The organism is Reichenbachiella sp. 5M10, assembly GCF_002742335.1.
Taxonomy (GTDB): Bacteria; Bacteroidota; Bacteroidia; order Cytophagales; family Cyclobacteriaceae; genus Reichenbachiella.
On record NZ_MDGR01000007.1, the window covers coordinates 1,976,972 to 1,998,144 of the forward strand.

Sequence of the window (21,173 nt, forward strand, 5' to 3'; positions counted from 1 at the left end):
CCTCAAATGTAACATTGTCCAAAAGATTATAACTTAGTTTTCAAAAAAAACATGGATATGTCAACAATGAAAGACTTCCTGCAAATAGAACTTTTGCATTTTGGAAAGTATCAAATCATGGTCTATCACATATTGGCCTTAGCAGGGATATTCATTGCGACCAAGCTTATCTTACTGATCATCTACCGGATTTTTCTCCGACAGATCAAAGCCAAAAACTATGACGAAGGTCGTAGTTTAGCTTTTTACCAAATCGTCAAGTACATATTGATTGTCGCAGCGATCGCAATAGGACTCGAGACGATGGGAATCAAACTGACTCTATTGTTGGCAGGTTCAGCAGCTCTTTTGGTCGGTTTGGGTCTTGGTATCCAACAATTTTTCAATGATCTAGTGTCTGGCTTGGTCCTGCTCATAGAAGGAACCGTGACGGTGGGTGACATTGTAGAATTGGATGGTTTGGTGGGGAAAATCACAGAAATCAACATGCGTACTTCCAACGTAGTGACACGAGACAACATCATGATCATCGTACCCAACTCAAAATTGGTCGGGGACAATGTCATCAACTGGTCCCACAACCGTGAAGCGACGCGCTTTCATGTAGAGGTAGGAGTGGCTTATGGTACCGATTTGGATCGTGCCGAAAAACTCATTCTCAGTGCGGCACTCAAAAACAAACAGGTAGCCAAACACCCAGAGCCCTTTGCTCGATTTATAGAGTTTGGCAATTCGTCACTTGACTTGGAAGTTTACTTTTGGACCAAAAACATGTGGGAAATAGAGTACGTCAAAAGTGAGATCCGCAAAGAAATCTACAAGGCATTCAATAGTAACAACATTACTATCCCATTTCCACAGCGCGACATCCATATTGTATCAGGTGGCGGTTCTTAAGCCATTTCACACACTACCGATCCCACCATGAAAAATCCTTCTTCTAACGGTTAATCTACTTTATAGAAATGCCCCTCGCTTCGTACACTTTTGTGCATAACGCAACTCCCCTCTCTCCAAAACAAGTTGATCAATTCGTCTCATGGACACGAAGCACCCCTGTTCTAAAAGGTCTAATTTAGATCTTGACACCCAAAGTAAAGTAGAAACCTCGACCGTCAGACGGGATGATTCCAGGTCCAGGGTAACCTGTAGCTCTTCGGGTAAAATAGCTATTGTTGGTCAAGTTGGTAACGCCTGTCTCAAAACGCAGAAACTTGTGGCTGTAAGACATCGATACATCCAAAATATGGTAAGACGGAATCTCACCGATTACTCCAGCCCGGTCATCCGTATCTTCTGTCACCGGAGAGTTCTCTGCATCGGTATATTGTTCAGTCAAATATGTAAACTGGACACTTGCAAGTAGGTTTTTGTACCCCGCGTTGATCCCTGTTTTGAGATTGACAAAAGGAATGAACTCCACCTTGTTTCCTTCTACTCCATTGTTGCCTTGTACTGCATCTATGTATCTAGAGTCGGTGAAAGCATTGTTGACAAACCAGTTGAGTTTGTACTGCATCGCATCGATATGAGTCACCTTGGCCAAATTGACATCTACAAACATCTCCACCCCATAAATGATGGCATCTCCAATATTTGTCCGAACCCGATTGGCTCGATCGTCAAAAATGATTCCAATACGATCATTGTAAAGCAGAGAATACACCCCCGCATCATACGAGAGAATGTTTTGCCAATTGCCACGGAACCCTACATCGGCTGTAAAGCCTGTTTCATCATAAATATTCGGATCGATCTTAAAAGAAGGGCTGACCGTACGAATGTCGCTGAAAGTCACCGAACGATAATTTTGAGATATGTTACCATACAACTCAAGTCCCTCATCAAAAGATTGACTCACCCCCAAGCCCAACAAAACAAAACCACGCTGAAGGGTCTCGTCTTCAGAAATCATCGTACGAGCTGTCGCGTCCCAATACGCCCCATGACTCTCTGTACGAATGTATTCAAATCGGACTCCCGGTGTGATGGATAAATTATCCGTCAAAAAGAAGATGTTTTCACCGAACGCTGCAAAATTCAAATTGGGAAAACTATAATCAGAGGTACCTGAATAATCCGGATTATCTACCAAATCAAAATAAAAATCAGCTCCTGTCCCCCCTATGCCTGGACCTTGACGAGAACTGTTGTGTGCATTGTAATACTTCGCTCCTACTAAAAAGACTGCATCCTTTTGCCACAAACTGTAACGACTGAGTAGCCTGATTTCAGCACCCCAATTATTGAACTCTCCAATGATCAAGTCTCTAGTGTATATGTATTCTCCATTTTCATCGGTCCAGTCTGGCTCACTGACAGGGTTTCGATTGGCTCCATCAGCCCCTGGAATGCCACGAAATCCTAGTGCCTTGCGATCGGCATCTAATCCAAAAACAGTAAAGCTCAAGTCCGTACGTTGGCCGATTTTTTGCTCCAGTTTGAATGAGTATAAGTTCCAATTGATCCCAAACCAATTTCGCTCACGATTACTAAACAATGGATCCTTAGCGAATTGTTCGTCCGTCAATCCTCCTGCCTGTTGTGCCAAGTAGTACAAATAGGTATACTCAAAAGAAACTTTTGTACGTTCACTGATTTGATACTGTACCCCGCCAAAGTAATTGAAGGAATTGAAGTCAGAATTGGGACGATAGCCATTCCCCTGTTTATAGTTGACATACGTATAGTAACTGACTTTCCCAATCGTACCACTGAGACTATTGAAACTCGTAAACAACCCATACGAACCGACGGTTTGTCTTGTATTGAGTTCTATTTTCTTATCCGTCACAGGTTGTTTCATTTTGAAATTAAGCAAACCTCCAAACTGAGTACCGTATTGTAAGGAGGCGGCACCACGGATTACTTCGATCTCCTCCAGCCCTTCAACTGGCGGTGTGTAATAACTCTCAGGATACCCCAGTACATCTGCACTGATATCGTAACCATTTTGGCGTGTATTGAAATTGGACGTACGATTTGGATCAAGTCCACGGCCACCAATACTGAGCTGTAGCCCTCCGTCGTTGCTCTCGTATATATTGAGCCCGACCACTTGCGCATACACTTGTCGCGCATTGTTGGTGGCCCTGTTCCCTACCATGTTGTCCAGTAGGATTACTTCCGTTTTTTTGCCTGCATAGATAGAAGTCCCTTCGACAGGTTGTAGACGCTTAAGGCCGAAGATCTCGTCTTTCTTTTGACTAATCACTACTTCTGAGAGCTCTTGAGAAAGTTCATTGAGCGAAAAATCCATCTCGGTATCTCCATCAATATCCACTGAAACCGTCAAAGTTTCGTATTGATACGAAAACACGACGACCGTATACTGCCCTTGGAGTAGCCCTTTGATCTCAAACCGCCCAGCTGTATGAGTTGTTTCAATACTACTCGTCTCTTTGACGATGATCTGTGCCCCATCTATGGGGGCACCACTCACAGCATCCTTGACTGTACCAGTCAGTACATATTGGGCTTGCAAGATTTGGGTTGTACCCAAAATAAAAACGAGTATAATACTATAAACCTTCAATCTCATCCTTCATAGGTAGTATCCAATCTTTGTGACGAAAGGACTCCTCAATTTTTGTCAAATCTACCTGAGGGTCGATGTACCGTTGGCTCAACCTCCCATTCATGGCTACAAAACAATCCACATATACTGCTAGCTCCTTGCCTTCTATCTCCTCATAGTATGCTTCCAACCTATGCGCATACTCCAAGATGAAATCAGGCTGAAAGGCCATTTGCTTTTCTTGAAAAGGAGTCAAAAAGTTAGCGTTATCGACATAAAAACGCTTTCCGGATTGCAGATCGACTACCTTGAACATGGCAGAACCCGCAGACTCCACGAGCATCACCCGCCAAGAGAATCGAAACCCCTCCTGTGTCCAAAAGAGTTCACCAGGATACATCAAATACCGAAACGGCAGCAGCAATTGAAGCACAAAGAAAACACTAAAGAGGGCAATTTTTGCTTTTTGAATGGAAATAGTCGATTCTTGGTAATATCGGTGGTTATCAAACTGAGACATGTCTATCCTTAACCAATGAGAAACACGTGTCACTGCACAATGTAATCGTGTGGAATCAAAGAAAATCAAAGCACTAGCAATCATCAAGTAAGGAAACATACCAATGGGAAAAAGAACGCGGGTAAGTAGATGAAATCCTACGATCATTGCAAAACCCACACCTCGCGTACGTCGAAAAAGCATCAAAAAGGGAATACTCAAATCATACAATGCTCCACCCCAACTGAAGGCATAATGAGTCCAAGTATATTGCAACAGCCCACCTATGATGGGGATATCGTATTTGGAAGGAAGCCAGATTTTGAGTGGCATGGCATCTAGCAACCAATCCGAATTGAGTTTGGCTAGTCCAGCATAGAAATAAACGATGCACAGCATCAGCTTGATCACATCTATTGTCCACTGTGGAATGTATTGACAGGCACGGTCCGGATTTCGTTTGGCATCAAGTGAGAAATAGACATGAGCGGGCAAAAAAATCATCAGGAAACTGACTAAACTCACGAAATAGTAATGATTCAGATAAGTCGTCTTGTCCATCAATTCGATGTATGTAAAGCTCAAAAAGAAGACAACTATAGCTATGCGGTAGTGATAACCTAGCGTCACCGCCAAAGCAGACAATCCACACAATACAAAGAGAAGATAGGTCCATAGACCGATCGGTTGTACCCACTCAAAACCATAATAGTTAAAATGAAACGTTGGAGCGAGATACAGCTTTTGGATCCATCCGTTGTACCAGAAGCGAATGACGCTCCACACCATCATCAATCCAAATAAAACACGAAAGACCGCTAATGGAGCGGCCTCTGATTTTCGTGACATATAGGACATTAGCAAGTCAGACATTAGTCCCCATCCGCGTCCTGATAGTCTACTGCTATATTGAGAGCAGAAAGCATGTCTACTTTCAAAAAGACAACGTTTTGTTGCATGAGATCATAGGTCTCTAGCATGGCAACATTGTCCGTCTCCACCTGTTCCACAAAACTATCCGACAATTGTGAACTCTTGGTACGTACGACATCATACTGAAGATTGATGAGCTCCTCCAAAGGTTCATTGTTTTTCAAAGTACTGAGGTAAAGCAAATAACTCGCGAAACCATCTCCATCTTGATCAGAAGACTTTGATTTACCATTGAAAAAATTCTGCATACTATTCAACCCCGCTTCAAACAGTGCTTTGGAGAAATCTTCTTGGTAATAAGCCTCCACGATAGTCTCATCTTTTTGACCTGAAAATACACCTGCAGGATTACCAACTTTAGATGCTCTTACGTATTTTTCAAAATAGTACACATAGTCATTGGCTACCTTGTCGACCGCACTCACCTTTCCACTACCGTCATTGGAAACGAAATCATCACGAAACCCATCTTCCCAATCCTTCAATACAGCAGTACTCAAATCATGAAGGCGATCAACAACATCAAGCAAATACTTAGCATAATTAGCACCTAAACCAGCATCCGTATACAACATGACTATGGAGTCATCATCACTTGCGATACCGTTGAGCAAGTAGTCAATGGCAGGGAAACCCTGCTGGTTGCGCCGAGAGGGTAATTCAAAATTATACACCCCAGTCTGAATTAATTCATCAATCGATGCAGCATCTGCGGGAAAGGTATTGGTATAGCCTTGCAAATCAGTCGATTCAGCCAATCCTATTTGAAACATCCCGACGGCCTGCCACATCAGATAACTAGCCTTCCACGCAGTACGTAGAGCAACGAGATTGGCTACAGAAGGATTCGCTACAAACGTCTCCGTCTGCGCAGACAGGGCATCAAGAGCTCCTACATAATCCGTCAGACTGGGTACAATGATGTCATCTGCCCAATGTGATAGCATCGCATGGCGATCAAAGCCATCACTCGAGTTTCCTTCATCTGTAGTACATGCCGCTGCACCCATGATCAGTGCCAACATCCACAAAATCTTTTTCATCATTTTATTTTTAAATCCTGATAATACACCAACAGTCATCTAGATCTCAACATCCCGTAGCTGACATCAGTCCGCAGCTTTGGCCACAGAGAAATTGAACTTGTCGGCTATCGTATCAGACACATCATCCAAAGTTTCCTTACTGATGCCCCAAAATCCTTCAGTCCCTAACAATGATGCAATCATAGTATCTACTTCCTCCTGCGTGAAATAAGGATGGTCCGTACCTGGCACACGAGTAAACTGAAGACTATTGATAAAACCTAAGGCTTCAGACAAAGCATGGAAAGCACCACCTTTGTTGGTGTCCAGTTTCTCTTTGCCAGACTGCAGGTAGTATACCCCTCTCACCGCCAAAACCAACGAGATATTCTCTTGGATGATTTCTGCTTGCTCGTTTCGAGTTTGGTAATCACCTGCTACGATGGCCGCTCTGCCGATCAGATAGCCTTGAAATATCTCCTCAGCAATCCCCGAAAAATCTTCGTCTTGATCTACTTTCCCAATGTACTCGTTCAAGAAACTGTCGTCCTCTCCAATCGTCACATTGGGATTGGCAGGATCTTGAGATTGGCCATAGACGTATCCGTATGCCTCGTCCCACTTGTGCTCCATTGAAGTATAGCTCTTGCTCTCTTCTACCGTACCTGCATCATTGTCTGCGACGTTGGTACCACCATCAAGCACTGTAGTGCTCAGATAATTGTTGAGAATTTGGTCTGTCATCAAGGCACCGATGAGTGACTTGGCAAACATCTGATTATACTCTAGACCCTGTGCATTGACATAGCGTATACCATCCCCATCTGCCAGTTGCCCCGCAGTGCCCGCTGCAGCCTGTACTCCATAATTTGGAAATACCTCCGTCACTTGGTCTGTGATATAGCTATCCATGGCAGATTTGAAGGCTGCAGAAGCCGTTGCATTCGCTGAAAAATAATCGCTTGATGCTGCTGTTTTGCTCCTCGGATTTTTATCAGAATCATTGAGTTCGGCATTGCTAAAATCATCTGCACCTTGTTGATGATCATACATCGCCAACAAACTAGCCGTTGTGTTGGCATCATCTTTCAGGGCAGTGATGATCTCTTCTGACATGGCGATTCGTGTTGTTTGCCCGTCAAACGAAACACTACTGCTACCTTCTCTTTCGAAAACATAACTCGTCGGTACATCAAAATCGATCCCTTCGTCATCACTTTGACAAGAAACCATCGTTGCGATAGCTAGACTCAATAATCCACTTCTTAGAACTTTACACATAAGCTTTTACTTAATTCAGACTAAATACAAATAGAAGGCAAATCTAATCATACAATCGTATATATCAACCAAGAGGTCAATAATTTGAACCTCAGCCCTTTTAAGTGAGTTATTGCCGGGGTTAAATAGGAGGATTAAAATATATTTAGATTACTCTAAATATATTTTTCTACCTTTGTCTTTTATACTCAGAGATCCATGCTTAGCTACGCTGAAGAAAACTACCTCAAAGCCATCTATCACCTCTCCGATTCGGGCCGACACTCCGTCGGCACCAACGCCATATCCGAAGTACTCAAAACCAAACCCGCTTCGGTCAGCGACATGATCAAAAGGCTCAGTGACAAAGGCTATGTCTCCTACAAAAAATACAAAGGCGTCAATGTCGCCATCAAGGGAAAAAAGGCCGCATTGCAAGTCATCAGAAAACATAGACTTTGGGAGGTTTTTTTAGTTGACAAGCTACATTTCAATTGGGATGAAGTCCATGACATTGCCGAACAATTGGAGCACATCAAATCCCCCCTACTTGTAAAAAAACTAGATGCTTTTTTGGGGTTCCCGAAGATAGACCCACATGGTGATCCAATCCCCGACGAAAATGGAGAAATCATCGTGGGCAAAAAAGTTCCGCTCACGGATGTAGCACTCCACAAGCAAGTAATGGTGACGGGTGTAGAAAGTTCCGAGTCCGACTTCTTATCGCATCTTGACAAAATCAACATTACACTGGGCACCAAGATCACAATCCTTGACATCAACAATTTCGATGGGTCAATGCACGTAGACATTCAAGGACATCCAACCCTTTTCATATCCAAACAAGTCGCAGACAACCTGCTAGTTACCGAATAAACTATGATCCACAACACGAGAATACTAATGAGCCTAGTGCTCCTCGCTACACTCCTCTCCTGTCAACCCAAACAAAAGATGGCCTCTGACACCATACGAGTGGTCACGACTACAGGTATGATTTACGATGCGGTCCTGCGGATAGGTGGTGATAAAGTGACCGCTCAAGCACTCATGGGCCCTGGTGTAGACCCTCATCTCTACAAAGCCACACAAGGAGATCTCCAAAAACTGCAAGCAGCAGATATTGTATTCTACAACGGCCTACACTTAGAAGGTAAAATGGGTGAGGTCTTCGAAAAACTCAGTCGTATCAAGAACGTAGAGGCCATAGCTGCTCACTTGCCTGATAGTTTACTTCGTGAAAGCGAAACCTATGCCGGCACCTTTGACCCTCATATTTGGTTTGACGTCTCACTATGGGCACAAGCAATCTCTTCGGTAGGCACCTATCTCGCTACATACGATGAGGACAATGCGTCTTACTACCAAGCCAACACACAAGCCTATTTGAGTCAACTGGACTCACTTGATCAGGCCGTGAAGACTGCCATCCATAGTATCCCGGACCAACAACGTATTTTGATCACAGCGCACGATGCCTTTGGGTATTTTGGAGATGCATATGGAATCGAAGTGAGAGGCCTGCAGGGCTTGTCGACCTTATCCGAACCAGGTCTTAAGGACATAGCTGACCTAGTCAACATGATCTCTCAAGATCAAATCAAAGCGGTATTCGTCGAAACATCCGTCTCCAAAAAAGCCATCAATGCAGTGGTCGAAGGTTGTCATCAAAAAGGCCATCAAGTGGTCATAGGTGGTAGCCTCTATTCGGATGCCATGGGGCCATTTGGTCAGTTTGAAGGAACCTACATCGGCATGGTACACACCAACGTCCAAACCATCGTAAACGCACTGAAATGATCGTCAACGTAGAAAACCCTATACTTGAAATTCATGACCTCACAGTCACATACAGTCGAAAACCCGTCCTATGGGGAGTAGACATGACTCTACCAGCAGGATCACTTGTAGGGATCATTGGTCCCAATGGGGCAGGGAAATCCACTCTGATCAAAGCTGCCATGGGACTGGTACCTCTGAGTAGTGGATGGGTCGAGTTGTTCGGTCAACCCTTGGATGATGTGCGCAAGAAGGTCAGCTATGTACCTCAAAAGGAATCGGTCGATTGGGACTTTCCTGCCTCAGTCAGAGATGTAGTCGTCATGGGACGCTATGCCAAAGTCGGTTTATTCAAACGTCCACGAAAAGCAGACTATGAAGCCGCTGACTATGCCATCGAACAGGTCAAAATGCAAGAATTCGCTAACCGTCAAATCAGTCAGCTCTCCGGTGGACAACAGCAACGTGTATTCCTAGCTCGGGCATTGGCACAAAATGCTGACTTATACTTCATGGATGAGCCATTTGCGGGGGTTGATGCTGCTACCGAAAAAGCCATCATACACATTCTCAAACAGATGTCTGAACAGGGCAAAACGGTCATCGTGGTTCATCATGACCTTCAAACTGTGACCAAGTACTTCGATTGGGTAGTACAGCTCAATACACGTTTGGTAGCTTCTGGTCCCGTCGACCAGGTATTTACCCAAGAGCTGCTCCAAGAAACTTATGGTGGCAAGCTGACCATCCTATCGGATGTAGGTCAGTTACTCAAAAAACAAGATTTCCCTACACGAGACGTCACCTGATGGAAGATTTGATTGCATTTTTTTCATTTCAAGACCCTAACGTACGCTATGTGGCCGCAGGTTCTGTGCTGTTAGCGATTAGTTCCGCTCTAGTGGGTTGCTTCACCTTTCTCAAGAAAAAAGCCCTCGTCGGAGATGCTGTATCCCACGCCGTACTGCCTGGGGTATGCTTGGCTTTTCTAATTTCAGGTACGAAAAACCCGCTCTACCTGATCATCGGTGCTTTCATCACTGGTTGGTTGTCATTGATCCTCATAGATTTCATAACTCGAATGAGTAAAATCAAAGAAGATACTTCTATAGGTTTGATTCTATCGGTGTTTTTTGGAGTCGGCATCCTCTTGCTCACCATGATCCAGCACTCCGGCAATGCCGCACAGACAGGGTTGGATTCGTTTCTTTTCGGAAAAGCAGCGGCACTCGTTGGTCAAGATTTGATTGTTTTCAGCAGCATCAGCATCGTTCTGGTCGTGGCAGTCTTACTCTTTTACAAAGAGTTTGCATTGATCTCTTTTGATGAAAACTTTGCCAAATCCATCGGTTTTCCTGTCAAGCGACTGGAATTGGTACTGACGACTTTGACAGTATTGGCGGTAGTCACAGGCATCCAAGCGGTCGGTGTGGTCTTGATGGCAGCTATGCTTATTACTCCTGCTGCTGCTGCACGCTTCTGGACTGACAAACTGAGTACCATGCTAATCATTGCAGCGACCTTTGGTGCAATCTCTGGGATCAGTGGAGCCTTCATCTCATACACGGCACCTGCCATGCCGACAGGACCCTGGATCGTCCTAGTTGTATCTATGCTGGCCCTGTTGTCGTTTTTCGTCGCTCCCGGCAAAGGAATACTCTACCGTCTCTACCGTCAGTATAAAATCAAGAGTCGCATCCTCAACGAAAACATCCTCAAGCTATTTTATCAATTGTCTGAATCGGACGAGGACCACCAAACAGCTCGGACGGTATCCGAATTGCAGGCCAAGCGTCCTATTCCACTCGCTACACTCAACAAAGGACTGAGGATACTTCGTTTTCAGGGCTATCTCAACAACAGAGACGGAAGATGGAGCTTGACACGTGAAGGCCTTATCAAAGGACAGCGCATTGTTAAACTACACAGGCTATGGGAGGTCTACCTCACCCAATACCTTCGCATAGCTCCTGACCATGTACACGAGGACGCAGACAACATCGAGCATATCCTCACTCCCGAATTAGAAAGTAGGCTGGAAGCACTGCTTGACTACCCAGACAGTGACCCGCACAGTTCGACTATACCCTACGACCCAAACATAAAATAATGGACGCATTCTACATCATCGCTACTGGATCTTTTGTTGCCATTGCCTGTGGTCTCTTGGGTTGTTTTCTCATTTTGAGAAAAATGGCTATGGTAGGTGATGCCATCTCACATGCGGTCCTCCCGGGTATCGTTCTCGCTTTTTTATTGAGTGGTAGTCGAGACTCTGTGACCATGCTGATCGGCGCTGGACTGATTGGTGTATTGACGACCTTTTTGATTGAGTTTTTTCACAAGAAAGGAAACTTACAATCCGATGCAGCCATTGGTGTGACTTTCACGTGGTTGTTTGCTCTCGGAGTGATTCTCATCTCCGTCTACGCAGGTGAAGTAGACCTAGATCAAGACTGTGTGCTGCATGGTGAGATTGCGTATGTCCCCTTGGACCTATGGATTGGAGCCGATGGCATCATCTATGGCCCAAGACCTCTATATGTGGCAGCAGCGGTATTGGTGGTTATGCTTTTGTTCGTTGTGCTGGGGTACAAAGAACTGTACTTGACGACTTTTGACCCGGCCTTTGCTTCAGCAATAGGCATATCCACTGCAGTGTGGCACTACTTGCTCATGAGTGCTGTATCCATCACTACGGTCGCTTCGTTCGAATCTGTGGGTGCAATCTTGGTAGTATCCCTACTGATTGCTCCGCCAGCTACAGCCTACCTACTCACCGAAAACCTCAAAGTCATGATGCTCATCACTGCACTCCTTGGTATACTCGTCTCAGTGACGGGTTACTATTTGGCGGTAGCGCTTGATGGGTCTATTGCAGGGGCCATGTCTACGATGGCAGGAGTCTTCTTTGCCCTTGCTTTTGTGTTTTCTCCAAGTGGGGGGCTGTTATCCAGAGTCTTCAAAAGCAACCATCCACTCCCTACAAAACAATAATGCCAATGGTTACATTGTAGCGTATAAACCTTATCTTTCTATAACGGCCACTGCGCCTTCAAAATATCCCGCCATGCATCATCCTACTGTACACAAACTATTTCTTTTTTCGTTTGCATTAGTTTTGGGTAGCTATTCCACGACCTGGGCCTTGTCCCCATCCAAAACTTACACCACCCTACCCCATGATCATCACCTCAAGTACGAAGCATTGACCATACCCACCACTGACGGGGCATCACTGCAAGCATGGTATTTCCCTGCCCAATCAGGAGACAAAATCATCGTCATGAGTCACGACGGAGTGGAAAACATGGGAGCCTATTTGGCGAGAATCAAACTATTTGTCAAATATGGGTTTCATGTGATGGCCTACGACTATCGAGGTTATGGACACAGCAGTTCTTTTGTCATCAACCCTTTGCAATACGTCTACCCAGAATTTTTTACGGATTTTGATGCAATCATCGATTTCGTATCAGAAAACTACCAACAAGACATCATCGCTTACGGTTGGGGGATTGGTGCTGGTATTTCGATCACCCGTGGCTATCGCAGACCAGAGATACAGGGGATCGTGGCGGATGCCCCTTTTTTGGATTTGAAAAGATTACCTCACCGGTTCGAAGAGATACATGCTGTCATGACCGTCCCAAAAGCTTTGTTTGCACTAGACTACAACACATTGCACAGCGTATCACAACCGGCTCAGCCCAAACTGAGAGGTATATTGTATTTGCATGGCCCAGGCAATTATTTGTTTCAAAAAAGTGATCTCCTAGAACTCTACCAAAAGACACTCTACGATCGAAAAGAATTGTACGTTTTTGAGAAATCAGGACACATGGATAATTTCACCGCCAATGAATCCGAGTATGCTCGACAGTTGTACATGTTCGTCATCAACCTCTAAGCACTCTGAATCAAAAAGAAACTACTTGGCCAATTTGAATTTTTGACGCTTCGGTTTGGCAAACTCGGCAGACAAATCGAGAATTGTCACATTTTCGTTGCTGAGTTGGTAGGACAATGCAAATTTCATGGTGGTGAGATTGATAAATGTCGTGTACAGTGTACCGCCTGTTCTGCCTTGATCATCTGCTCGTGGCGGTTGAGCTGCCTGTCCCATGAGATTGCCTACTCGTTGCAAATTGGCTTCTCCACCCTCCTGTTCGAGCGCATCTATTCTTTTGTGTATGGACTCGTATCTATAACAAGGGTAATTGCCTTGTGTGGTGTCCGAGAGCAAGAAATTGGTCATCACCAAATGCCCATCAGATATCCAGTGTATTTTCTTTTCGCCATGGACCCATTCGACGATAGCAGCTTGACCGTGTTTGTCTCCAAACATAAAATGACTTTGCGTCAAAGCAATTTTGTGTCTTTCGAGATAGGCAATCGCTTCGTCTACCGTACTACAGTGAGCCAGCAATTCATCTCCTAAGTTGCTCTCAGGGTGATGATAACCAGGTATAGCCTCTTGCTCTGGCGTGACAGCTACGTCAAAAAACAGGCCCGCTTCGTTGACCCCTCCCTGCGCAAACCGATCCCAGCCATACCATAGCCTCGCCCATTGATCCTCAGAAGAGGGTTCGACCCACAATACGGCCTTCACATCATACCAATAGTCTTCGTGGTTCACCACATAAACCTGACCCGTCACTTGATCAATATAGTAGAGAACAGAGCAAGCCCATGATTGGCATGGGATAATACAAACACAAAATATAAGGAGGAAACGCATCTTCATGATTTTAGTGTAACCTAGATTGGGAACCACGGCATTGACACTAAAATGCTAGGCAACCCATGAGAGTTGCCTATGTACTTTGGTTTAGGATCGGCTTTGCGTTGGGGGTGTCTGTTGGGACATTCCCTTGGTCTAGTAAGATTGATTGTGCTAGGCTGATTTTTTCTTTTTAGCAGCTTTTTTCGCCTCCAGTTTGGCTTTCTTTTCTGCCTCCTTTTTGGCCAACTCAGCCTCTTTCTTGGCTTTCTTTTCTGCCAAAATCGCCTGCTTCTTTTGTTCTTCCTTGACCTTTTTAGCCAATTCTATTGTTTTGTACAACCCTTCTTGGTTCTCCTTCGAAATCTTTACGATCAACTCTTTGGGCTCGGACGCAAACAGCCCTCTGATGAATTTACCTAATGATTTAAACATAACTATATGATAATTCTAATGATTAACCTGTTCTTGTAAAGGCAATAATAGAACCTCTTGTGCAAGAAAAGAAAGACGCTCACAATTATTTCATCAAATCCCTTGAGGATCATCGATACGCGTCCCTCCTAGCCCACTCAATTGAGTTACCCCAGACGCTGACCCAATCGCTCTATCCGTTGCAACCACTTGTCCCGAAATGCCGCACTGGAGTGCTTGATTGGTGCGATATAGGTGACACGGACTGGGTCAATCCCACAAAACTGCAGGGTTCCTTTTTTGAACTGATTGAGTGCCGGGCTCCTCATCCATAGATAATCATACCATCGAGGCGTATCGGCGGTGACTATGATACGTGCTGACTTCCCTTTCAGTATTTTCTTAGGCAACACTTTTCCTTCTTCAAATTCAAACGCATGACCTGGCAAGAATGTCCGGTCTATGAATCCCTTCATCAGCGCAGGGTAACTGTACCACCACATCGGAAAGACCCACACCAAATGGTCTGCATCTTTGATTTTCTGCCATGCTTTTTTCAAATCCGGTTCCAAGTCTGTCCGCTTTCTATAACCGTAGTTGAGGTTGGGATCAAACACTAAATCAATCAAGTTCAGTTGATCCAAAGTGGCATGAGCAGCCCCTTTTTGATAAGCCTCAGCCAAAGCATAATTAAAGCTTTCTTTGTCCGGGTGACCGTTGACAATCAAAATTCGTTTCATGTTTTTTTTACAAATAAAGAGGCGAAACGATGCTACAGAAAGGACATATGTCTAAATCGATATCGACTTGCGTATGCGGCTCAAATGTCGCTGTGTAATCCCGAGGTAAGAAGCGAGGTAACGGAGAGGCACCAGTTGCAGATACTCAGGTTGATTGCGGAGCAAGTCTTCGTAGCGCTTTTCTGCACTTTCGCGCTGGAGCAAAAACACTCGTCTCTCCATGTAGATGTACTCTTGCTCGGCCATCTGCTTGAAAAATTTGAGCCAATTGATGCTAGTCTGTTCGAGTAGTCCAATTTGCTCCCGCGATAGGATCAGCAACTCAACTTGCGTCAATGCTTGGATATTCTCAGTAGATTTCTCTCCCGATATGAATGCCGAGTAGGCCGTCACAAATGAATTTTTGAAGCGAAAGCAATAGGTCACATCTTCTGAGTCAGACGAATAGTAAAAGGAACGTAGGACTCCCGAAAGAACAAATGCCACTTCTCTGCAATCTTCTCCTTCTCGAATGTATAACTCTCCTTTCTTTAGTGTTTTAGGCTTCAAAAGACGGACCAAGGCATCTTGCTCTCTGTCTGACAACAGCCCAAAAGTATGAAGGTAGTCTTTGACTGCTGTGGTCTGAGAGAAACTCAACTCAACAGTCTTTTTCGGAAGCGATCGATGAGATCCTTTTCGGCAGTGATCACTCCATCATGTGCATCGGCGACTTCTTCGAGCAAATCCAAAAACTCCTCGTAGTGCTTGCGTACATCGTAGCGATCAAAAACCTCCATCGCCGACTCAAATATCGCTTCTGCCTCGGTATCTATAAACCTCTCGATCTCAAAGGACAATTCCAATTCTTGTGCCCATTCATTGTGATCAATTACTCGACGAACCACATCTATTTCTTCTTCCTGCACTCTACCATCTACCTTTGCTACTGCATAAAGTATCTTTCCAAAAGTGTCAATCAGTTCTTTGTTTAAATCAATCATAATTGTAAATCGCATAATGCACGCAGTAAAGATAATCGGATTATAAAATCCCGAACTGCATACCTCCTAGAATTTGGATCATCACCCGATATCTACAAAAACTACTTAGAATAAAACAATACAAACTGACGAATCTTAACTAAAAATAGATTTCTTGCGCTGCTTTGAAAGTATTGGCGTGAGCAGCTACGATATCTGAGAGACGATGTGAATAGCCACCTCCCATGCTTACCGCCACAGGGACACCATGTGATTGACAGATTTCAAACACCCATTCATCCCGCCTCCTACAACCTTCACGAGTCATGGACAGTCTTCCGAGCTTGTCGGTAGAGATGACATCCACTCCACTTTGATAAAACACCACATGTGGTCGTACTTGCTCCATCAACTCAGGCAAGGTATCCCTCAAGATACGGAGGTATTCTTGGTCCCCCGTATGGTCAGGCAAACCTATATCCAGGTCCGACTTTTCCTTCTGGAGCGGATAGTTGTGCTCACAATGCATACTGAACGTAAATACCCGAGCTTCATTCTCAAAGAGCTTGGCTGTCCCGTTGCCTTGATGCACATCCAAATCGACAACAAGTATTCGTTCCACTACACCAGCATGGAGCAGCTCAGTGGACGCAATCGCTATATCGTTGAAAATACAAAAGCCCTCTCCTCGGTCCGCATATGCATGATGTGTTCCTCCTGCCACATTGAGCGATACCCCATCATTCATCGCATGGTAGGCACACTCCAGAGTCCCACTGGCAATGTACCTACCCCGTTCAACTAGACGAGGATGAAAAGGGAAACCTGTATTGCGAATCTCCTTTTTGGTCAACTCTCCTGTTTTGAGTTTGTACCAATAGTCAGAGGTATGTGTCCTCAGGATTTGTTCTTCTGTGAGTCTTTTGGGATGAAAAAAATCCTTTTGTGTCAAGGTTCCCTCATAAAGCAACTGCTGCGGCAACAAGTCGTACTTTTCCATCGGAAAACGATGGCCTTCCGGCAACTGATCGTATCGATATATCGGGCTAAATGCAACTTTCATATTGTGTGGTTTTCGCCAGGACGGCAAATCAACAGAAGAATCGGCAAAAGCACCGCCTATCCGACTCCTTTTGCGCAGCTCCTCCAAGACAACGATCCATTGAGAGAAAGAATATACACGCAAATCAAGCAACCAATCGCTCATGATCATTAGCATCGATTCGTGCATCAAACAAATCTATGGTAGCACTTCGTCCAATCTATCGTTGTATCCTATCTTCGCAGCAAATCAATAGACATATGATCGCAGTAATTTCCCCCGCTAAGACCTTAGATTTTGAATCAACCACTCCTTTCGAGCATACCTTGCCTCGATTCCCAAAGGAAACAAAAAAACTGGTCTCCGTCTTGAAACAAAAGTCCAGCGAGGACTTGCAATCTCTCATGGCTATCAGTCAAAACATCGCTGACCTCAACGTCAGTCGTTACAAAGGCTTCAAAGCCACCCACAACGAAAAAAACGCCAAAACTTGTTTGCACGCCTTCAAAGGAGACGTTTATCTGGGACTAGAGGCAGAAACTCTAGATTCGAAAGGCTTAGAATTTGCACAAGAGCATCTGCGTGTCTTGTCTGGACTCTACGGACTACTGCGTCCATTGGACCTGATTCAACCGTACCGCCTAGAGATGGGGACGAGATTGGCTTTTGACGACTATACTACTCTATACAACTACTGGGAAGATAAGATTGTCAAACTACTGCACAAAGACCTCAAAGCGCAAGGTGATAACATCGTCTTGAACCTCGCCTCCAACGAGTATTTCAAATCCATCCAACGAAAAAGCCTCAAAGCAACTATCATAGAGACGGAGTTCAAAGACAACAAAGATGGGCAATACAAACTGATTTCCTTCTTTGCCAAACGCGCTAGAGGGCTCATGGCTCGCTACGTCATCGACCATCAGATCAACGACGTAGAAAGTCTCAAGGCATTCGACTATGACGGCTACTACTTCGACCCCAAAGACTCTACAGAGACCAAACTAGCTTTCAAGAGAGGGTAAGACAACACCATTGAATTGAAAATCATCGTTCAGTAGACGCGCTTGGACGGTCTTGACTCTTGGGTCTACACAGTACAGCCCTCCTACGAAGGGATCTCTTCTCTGCCGTCGGCATGCTGTGCAAATCTACCCCGCATAGGGTCATGTACTTGCTCCGATTTGGGCCATGGCCATCCACCAAACTGCGTACGACCATACTCGAGCATGGTTTGATGTATCTGTTCGTGGGTATTCATCACGAATGGACCGTGCTGTACGACCGGTTCATGGAGTGGCTTGCCCTGCAACAGGAGTACATAGCAATCCGAACTCCCTCCTTCGAGTGTTAGTTCGGTTGTACTATCCACATCCACCAGATGGTAGTCGTTGATCTCCCGCCCTTCAATTTTCAGCCCTGTGCCTTGGTAGAAATACAAGGTACGATTTGCTTCGGCGCTTTGTGCGCCAGGTAGCACTAACTTGGCGTTCGGCTCTAGCTTGATCGTCCAAATCGCCACCTCATGTTGATCATCCGCTGCCCAAGAATCTGGAGCAGGTGTCAAGGCCTGCTGATCGCCAAATGCTCCCGCGATCACACGCAACTCGCTTTTCGCTCCGTCAACAGTTTGTGCTACAACCGGAATTCGCTCATGCCAAAACATGGAAAAATAGGGTTCTACCATTTTGCTCTTCGCAGGCAGGTTGAGCCATATCTGAAAAATCTCCAAAGTGTTTTCTTGATCTTGATGAAGAAGTGGAAACATCTCCGAATGCTGTACCCCTTTGCCTGCGGTCATCCATTGTACGTCTCCATCCCCAAAGCGACCTGCTGCACCCATGGAATCCGAGTGATCCACCGTGCCTTCTTTGGTGATAGTCACCGTCTCAAAACCACGGTGCGGGTGAGAAGGAAAACCAGGCACTGTCATACCATGATACATCCTGAAACCATCTTTTATAGTGAAATCTGCTCCCATGTTTCGACCAGACAGACTCACTGCTGGCCCATGGTTTTCATTGCCTTTGGGGTATTCGTCTCTATGGTGTGCACAAAACAAAAAAGGGTCTTGTGTACGCCAAGGGAATTGCATAGGCTCTATGTTAAGAATTTTCTCTGACATGATTGTACTGTATATTGTATGTTACAACATATATACAAAATCAAAGCGATAGGGTTGTCTACCCGTCACTCTTTTTTTCGAAAATATCTCTATAATCCTCCTTGCGCATCAGGTCCAAACGTCTAGTCATTTGATCAAACTGCATTTGATACTTGGGGTTGGCGGCTCGACTATGCATGTAGTCAATGATGGATTGAAATTCAGCCCGTAGTTCTACCCCACCTCCAAGCTGAGCTATCCACTCGATATGAGCCTCCAGCTTGGTTTGGGCATTGTCCTTATCTTTGAGATGAGTGATGTTATAAGCCAAAGGACGTTCGAGTAGATTGAGGTAGATCCCACCCAATGGTATCAATTGCTTATCGAAAAAGTAGCGGTGTATGGCTCCCAACTCCATCACGTTAAACACACTGACAGTGGGAGCAATCTCTACTTGCACATGTGGGCATTCGTTTTGGACACGTAGGAGGTTGTCAAGCAGTTGGTTCCACTTCAGCCCTTTGCGTATATATTCGGCCTGTTGTCCCAAAGCATCAATGCTCACTGACAATTGTACCTTATCAAATTTCTGCCATAGGGGAATCACTTCCTGAGACTTGAGTTGGAGTACACTCAGATTGGTATTGTAGCGGATCAGTGGTTGTTGTCTTTGGTCCAGCAACCGCTCCAGCAATCGGTAGTGCTCCTCCATCATGAGCGGCTCTCCTCCTGCAAAATAGACTTCTTCGATCTCATCGGCCTGATCCATGACCTCTGCAATCAATGCGGCATTGTCAGTCGTCGCACGGATGATGGCTTGCTCCCCCGCCGTATTCTTCAGTTGTTTGGCTTCCTCATACCAACTCGAACTCGCCCCGTGCCAGCACGTACGACACTTCAAATTACAGATATTGGAAAAGCGAATATCTAAGTAGATAGGACGAATGCTACCATCGATGAGCTGCTCGTCTTGGATCTTCTGCGCGAGCACAGGGTACTTGGAGAGCGTTTCTGTACGCATGCTACTCTTGCCAGCCACCTCACGATGAAGGCAAGCCGTGCAGCGTCGGTCGACACCAGAGGTGAGTACCTGCTGCCGAAAATTGCCCATCGCTTGTCCCTGCCATATCTCCTGGATCGAATTCTTGGACAAATCCCCAAAGGTCACACTCGTACTACAGCATGCTTTGACCAGCCCTTGGGTATCGACATGGAGATGCAACCATGGCATGGGGCAAAATTTATGGTCTGATATTTGATCTTTCTCTGTCAATTTGGATTATAGATTGGGAACATTTAGATTCAAAACAAGTTTAAACCATCCGAAACAATTTGATTATTCTTGGGACAATAATTAATGGCAGCATGAAACGAAATCTCATTCCATCACTTCTCTTGGCACTCTTCATTTTTGGAGGTTCTACCTTGGCACAATCTAGTGGCACGGACGATACGCTCACCAAAATGAAGGTTCAGAATCTCCGATACAAATTCAAAGTCGGCTGGTTCAATTTGGGCGGTGGAGACATGTTTTTTGAAGAAAACACTATGCTCATCAACAACCAATACCATCATGTAGTCAAGGCATATGCTTACACAGACGGCATGGCGGCCTTTTTTACAGAGATGGACGACAACTACATGTCTATCATCAACAGCAGCAACCTACACCCCTACCTATCCGAAAAGCACGTGACAATCAAAAATGGTTTTTGGGATCAATGGAACACTTTTGATTATGAAAAAAAGGAAATCACTGTCAAGGCCAAAAGAACCAAACGCGGTGAAAAATCAGACAGAAACTGGACAGTCAACATGACGCCAGACAGCTACGATATCGTGAGTACTTTCGTTTATTTCATGGCCGTAGACTGGACCAAGCACACCATCGGTGATACGGTCACAGTCATGACTCATTACAAGAAGAAGGTCTACCCTGTCTCTCTCATCTACAAAGGCAAAGAGAAAATCAAATACAACGATCAAAAAGTCGACACCTATTTGACCCAGATCTACTTACCTGCAGATACAGAATACACCTACGGTAGACCCGTCAATGCGTGGCTATCTGCTGATGGGCGCAACGTCCCGCTGATGATCCAATGCAAGTTGGCGTTTGGCAATGCCCTCTGCGAACTCACAGAAATGAACGGCGAAGAACCTCACTTCTAATCC

Annotated in this window: 21 protein-coding genes; 9 read left to right on the plus strand and 12 right to left on the minus strand. The window is 45.0% G+C overall.

The window, feature by feature from the left end:
* Positions 1 to 57: 57 nt before the first annotated feature.
* Positions 58 to 897, plus strand: coding sequence for a mechanosensitive ion channel family protein (locus BFP72_RS07935; protein ID WP_158233338.1), 840 nt, complete (start codon positions 58 to 60; stop codon positions 895 to 897).
* Between the two features lie 178 nt (positions 898 to 1,075).
* Here BFP72_RS07935 and BFP72_RS07940 read toward each other — a convergent pair whose 3' ends face one another.
* From BFP72_RS07940 to BFP72_RS07955, 4 genes are all read right to left on the minus strand, one after another.
* Positions 1,076 to 3,541: a TonB-dependent receptor gene (locus BFP72_RS07940; protein WP_099598627.1), complete on the minus strand. Its 2,466-nt coding sequence runs from the start codon at positions 3,539 to 3,541 to the stop codon at positions 1,076 to 1,078.
* A complete protein-coding gene (locus tag BFP72_RS07945) occupies positions 3,522 to 4,865 on the minus strand; it encodes an HTTM domain-containing protein (RefSeq protein ID WP_255397172.1) in 1,344 nt (447 codons plus the stop codon). Before BFP72_RS07945 ends, BFP72_RS07940 begins: the two co-directional genes overlap by 20 nt.
* A gap of 23 nt (positions 4,866 to 4,888) precedes the next feature.
* Positions 4,889 to 5,992, minus strand: coding sequence for an imelysin family protein (locus BFP72_RS07950; protein ID WP_158233339.1), 1,104 nt, complete (start codon positions 5,990 to 5,992; stop codon positions 4,889 to 4,891).
* A gap of 66 nt (positions 5,993 to 6,058) precedes the next feature.
* Positions 6,059 to 7,255 (minus strand): DUF4856 domain-containing protein, encoded by a 1,197-nt coding sequence (locus BFP72_RS07955; RefSeq protein WP_099598630.1) that lies wholly within the window; start codon positions 7,253 to 7,255, stop codon positions 6,059 to 6,061.
* Between the two features lie 198 nt (positions 7,256 to 7,453).
* Between BFP72_RS07955 and BFP72_RS07960 the strand changes: the two genes are divergently transcribed.
* The 6 genes from BFP72_RS07960 (at position 7,454) to BFP72_RS07985 (ending at position 12,923) form a co-directional block, all read left to right on the plus strand.
* Positions 7,454 to 8,110: a metal-dependent transcriptional regulator gene (locus BFP72_RS07960; protein WP_099598631.1), complete on the plus strand. Its 657-nt coding sequence runs from the start codon at positions 7,454 to 7,456 to the stop codon at positions 8,108 to 8,110.
* Positions 8,111 to 8,137: 27 nt separating this feature from the next.
* Entirely contained in the window at positions 8,138 to 9,034 is an 897-nt protein-coding gene (locus BFP72_RS07965; protein ID WP_255397173.1) for a metal ABC transporter solute-binding protein, Zn/Mn family, read from the plus strand.
* Positions 9,031 to 9,822, plus strand: coding sequence for a metal ABC transporter ATP-binding protein (locus BFP72_RS07970; RefSeq protein ID WP_099598633.1), 792 nt, complete (start codon positions 9,031 to 9,033; stop codon positions 9,820 to 9,822). Before BFP72_RS07965 ends, BFP72_RS07970 begins: the two co-directional genes overlap by 4 nt.
* Positions 9,822 to 11,123, plus strand: a complete 1,302-nt coding sequence (locus BFP72_RS07975; RefSeq protein ID WP_099598634.1) for an iron chelate uptake ABC transporter family permease subunit — start codon at positions 9,822 to 9,824, stop codon at positions 11,121 to 11,123. The genes BFP72_RS07970 and BFP72_RS07975 overlap by 1 nt, the downstream gene beginning before the upstream one ends.
* Positions 11,123 to 12,010, plus strand: coding sequence for a metal ABC transporter permease (locus BFP72_RS07980; RefSeq protein ID WP_099598635.1), 888 nt, complete (start codon positions 11,123 to 11,125; stop codon positions 12,008 to 12,010). The genes BFP72_RS07975 and BFP72_RS07980 overlap by 1 nt, the downstream gene beginning before the upstream one ends.
* Before the next feature lie 73 nt (positions 12,011 to 12,083).
* A complete protein-coding gene (locus tag BFP72_RS07985; RefSeq protein WP_158233340.1) occupies positions 12,084 to 12,923 on the plus strand; it encodes an alpha/beta hydrolase in 840 nt (279 codons plus the stop codon).
* A 21-nt stretch (positions 12,924 to 12,944) separates the two neighbouring features.
* Here the strand turns inward: BFP72_RS07985 and BFP72_RS07990 are convergent, their stop codons facing one another.
* The 6 genes from BFP72_RS07990 to BFP72_RS08015 form a co-directional block, all read right to left on the minus strand.
* Positions 12,945 to 13,760: a carcinine hydrolase/isopenicillin-N N-acyltransferase family protein gene (locus BFP72_RS07990; protein ID WP_255397174.1), complete on the minus strand. Its 816-nt coding sequence runs from the start codon at positions 13,758 to 13,760 to the stop codon at positions 12,945 to 12,947.
* A gap of 150 nt (positions 13,761 to 13,910) precedes the next feature.
* Entirely contained in the window at positions 13,911 to 14,171 is a 261-nt protein-coding gene (locus BFP72_RS07995; RefSeq protein WP_099598637.1) for a hypothetical protein, read from the minus strand.
* Between the two features lie 146 nt (positions 14,172 to 14,317).
* Complete coding sequence (locus tag BFP72_RS08000) at positions 14,318 to 14,890, minus strand: NAD(P)H-dependent oxidoreductase (RefSeq protein ID WP_099598638.1); 573 nt, start codon at positions 14,888 to 14,890, stop codon at positions 14,318 to 14,320.
* A gap of 51 nt (positions 14,891 to 14,941) precedes the next feature.
* Entirely contained in the window at positions 14,942 to 15,529 is a 588-nt protein-coding gene (locus BFP72_RS08005; protein ID WP_099598639.1) for a Crp/Fnr family transcriptional regulator, read from the minus strand.
* Positions 15,526 to 15,888, minus strand: coding sequence for a TerB family tellurite resistance protein (locus tag BFP72_RS08010; RefSeq protein ID WP_143519987.1), 363 nt, complete (start codon positions 15,886 to 15,888; stop codon positions 15,526 to 15,528). The genes BFP72_RS08005 and BFP72_RS08010 overlap by 4 nt, the downstream gene beginning before the upstream one ends.
* 124 nt (positions 15,889 to 16,012) lie before the next feature.
* A complete protein-coding gene (locus tag BFP72_RS08015) occupies positions 16,013 to 17,059 on the minus strand; it encodes a histone deacetylase (RefSeq protein WP_369824020.1) in 1,047 nt (348 codons plus the stop codon).
* Positions 17,060 to 17,154: 95 nt separating this feature from the next.
* Between BFP72_RS08015 and yaaA the strand changes: the two genes are divergently transcribed.
* Positions 17,155 to 17,919 carry a peroxide stress protein YaaA gene (gene yaaA / locus BFP72_RS08020; RefSeq protein ID WP_099600726.1) on the plus strand — a complete coding sequence of 255 codons (765 nt, stop codon included), beginning with the start codon at positions 17,155 to 17,157 and terminating at the stop codon, positions 17,917 to 17,919.
* An 83-nt stretch (positions 17,920 to 18,002) separates the two neighbouring features.
* Here the strand turns inward: yaaA and BFP72_RS08025 are convergent, their stop codons facing one another.
* The gene (locus BFP72_RS08025; RefSeq protein ID WP_099598641.1) at positions 18,003 to 19,019 is read right to left on the minus strand and encodes a pirin family protein; all 1,017 of its coding nucleotides are present in this window, start codon (positions 19,017 to 19,019) and stop codon (positions 18,003 to 18,005) included.
* A 58-nt stretch (positions 19,020 to 19,077) separates the two neighbouring features.
* On the minus strand, positions 19,078 to 20,229 hold the full coding sequence (locus BFP72_RS08030) for a twitch domain-containing radical SAM protein (protein WP_099598642.1): 1,152 nt from the start codon (positions 20,227 to 20,229) through the stop codon (positions 19,078 to 19,080).
* A 134-nt stretch (positions 20,230 to 20,363) separates the two neighbouring features.
* Here BFP72_RS08030 and BFP72_RS08035 point away from each other — a divergent pair, with 134 nt between their 5' ends.
* Positions 20,364 to 21,170: a DUF3108 domain-containing protein gene (locus tag BFP72_RS08035; RefSeq protein WP_099598643.1), complete on the plus strand. Its 807-nt coding sequence runs from the start codon at positions 20,364 to 20,366 to the stop codon at positions 21,168 to 21,170.
* Positions 21,171 to 21,173 lie beyond the last annotated feature (3 nt).

Coding starts and splice junctions, on each gene's coding strand:
- BFP72_RS07935 (WP_158233338.1), top strand. CDS start 58: ATGTCAACAATGAAAGACTTCCTGCAAATAGAACTTTTGCATTTTGGA.
- BFP72_RS07940 (WP_099598627.1), bottom strand. CDS start 3,541: ATGAGATTGAAGGTTTATAGTATTATACTCGTTTTTATTTTGGGTACA.
- BFP72_RS07945 (WP_255397172.1), bottom strand. CDS start 4,865: ATGTCACGAAAATCAGAGGCCGCTCCATTAGCGGTCTTTCGTGTTTTA.
- BFP72_RS07950 (WP_158233339.1), bottom strand. CDS start 5,992: ATGAAAAAGATTTTGTGGATGTTGGCACTGATCATGGGTGCAGCGGCA.
- BFP72_RS07955 (WP_099598630.1), bottom strand. CDS start 7,255: ATGTGTAAAGTTCTAAGAAGTGGATTATTGAGTCTAGCTATCGCAACG.
- BFP72_RS07960 (WP_099598631.1), top strand. CDS start 7,454: ATGCTTAGCTACGCTGAAGAAAACTACCTCAAAGCCATCTATCACCTC.
- BFP72_RS07965 (WP_255397173.1), top strand. CDS start 8,138: ATGAGCCTAGTGCTCCTCGCTACACTCCTCTCCTGTCAACCCAAACAA.
- BFP72_RS07970 (WP_099598633.1), top strand. CDS start 9,031: ATGATCGTCAACGTAGAAAACCCTATACTTGAAATTCATGACCTCACA.
- BFP72_RS07975 (WP_099598634.1), top strand. CDS start 9,822: ATGGAAGATTTGATTGCATTTTTTTCATTTCAAGACCCTAACGTACGC.
- BFP72_RS07980 (WP_099598635.1), top strand. CDS start 11,123: ATGGACGCATTCTACATCATCGCTACTGGATCTTTTGTTGCCATTGCC.
- BFP72_RS07985 (WP_158233340.1), top strand. CDS start 12,084: ATGCATCATCCTACTGTACACAAACTATTTCTTTTTTCGTTTGCATTA.
- BFP72_RS07990 (WP_255397174.1), bottom strand. CDS start 13,760: ATGAAGATGCGTTTCCTCCTTATATTTTGTGTTTGTATTATCCCATGC.
- BFP72_RS07995 (WP_099598637.1), bottom strand. CDS start 14,171: ATGTTTAAATCATTAGGTAAATTCATCAGAGGGCTGTTTGCGTCCGAG.
- BFP72_RS08000 (WP_099598638.1), bottom strand. CDS start 14,890: ATGAAACGAATTTTGATTGTCAACGGTCACCCGGACAAAGAAAGCTTT.
- BFP72_RS08010 (WP_143519987.1), bottom strand. CDS start 15,888: ATGCGATTTACAATTATGATTGATTTAAACAAAGAACTGATTGACACT.
- BFP72_RS08015 (WP_369824020.1), bottom strand. CDS start 17,059: ATGAGCGATTGGTTGCTTGATTTGCGTGTATATTCTTTCTCTCAATGG.
- yaaA (WP_099600726.1), top strand. CDS start 17,155: ATGATCGCAGTAATTTCCCCCGCTAAGACCTTAGATTTTGAATCAACC.
- BFP72_RS08025 (WP_099598641.1), bottom strand. CDS start 19,019: ATGTCAGAGAAAATTCTTAACATAGAGCCTATGCAATTCCCTTGGCGT.
- BFP72_RS08030 (WP_099598642.1), bottom strand. CDS start 20,229: ATGCCATGGTTGCATCTCCATGTCGATACCCAAGGGCTGGTCAAAGCA.
- BFP72_RS08035 (WP_099598643.1), top strand. CDS start 20,364: ATGAAACGAAATCTCATTCCATCACTTCTCTTGGCACTCTTCATTTTT.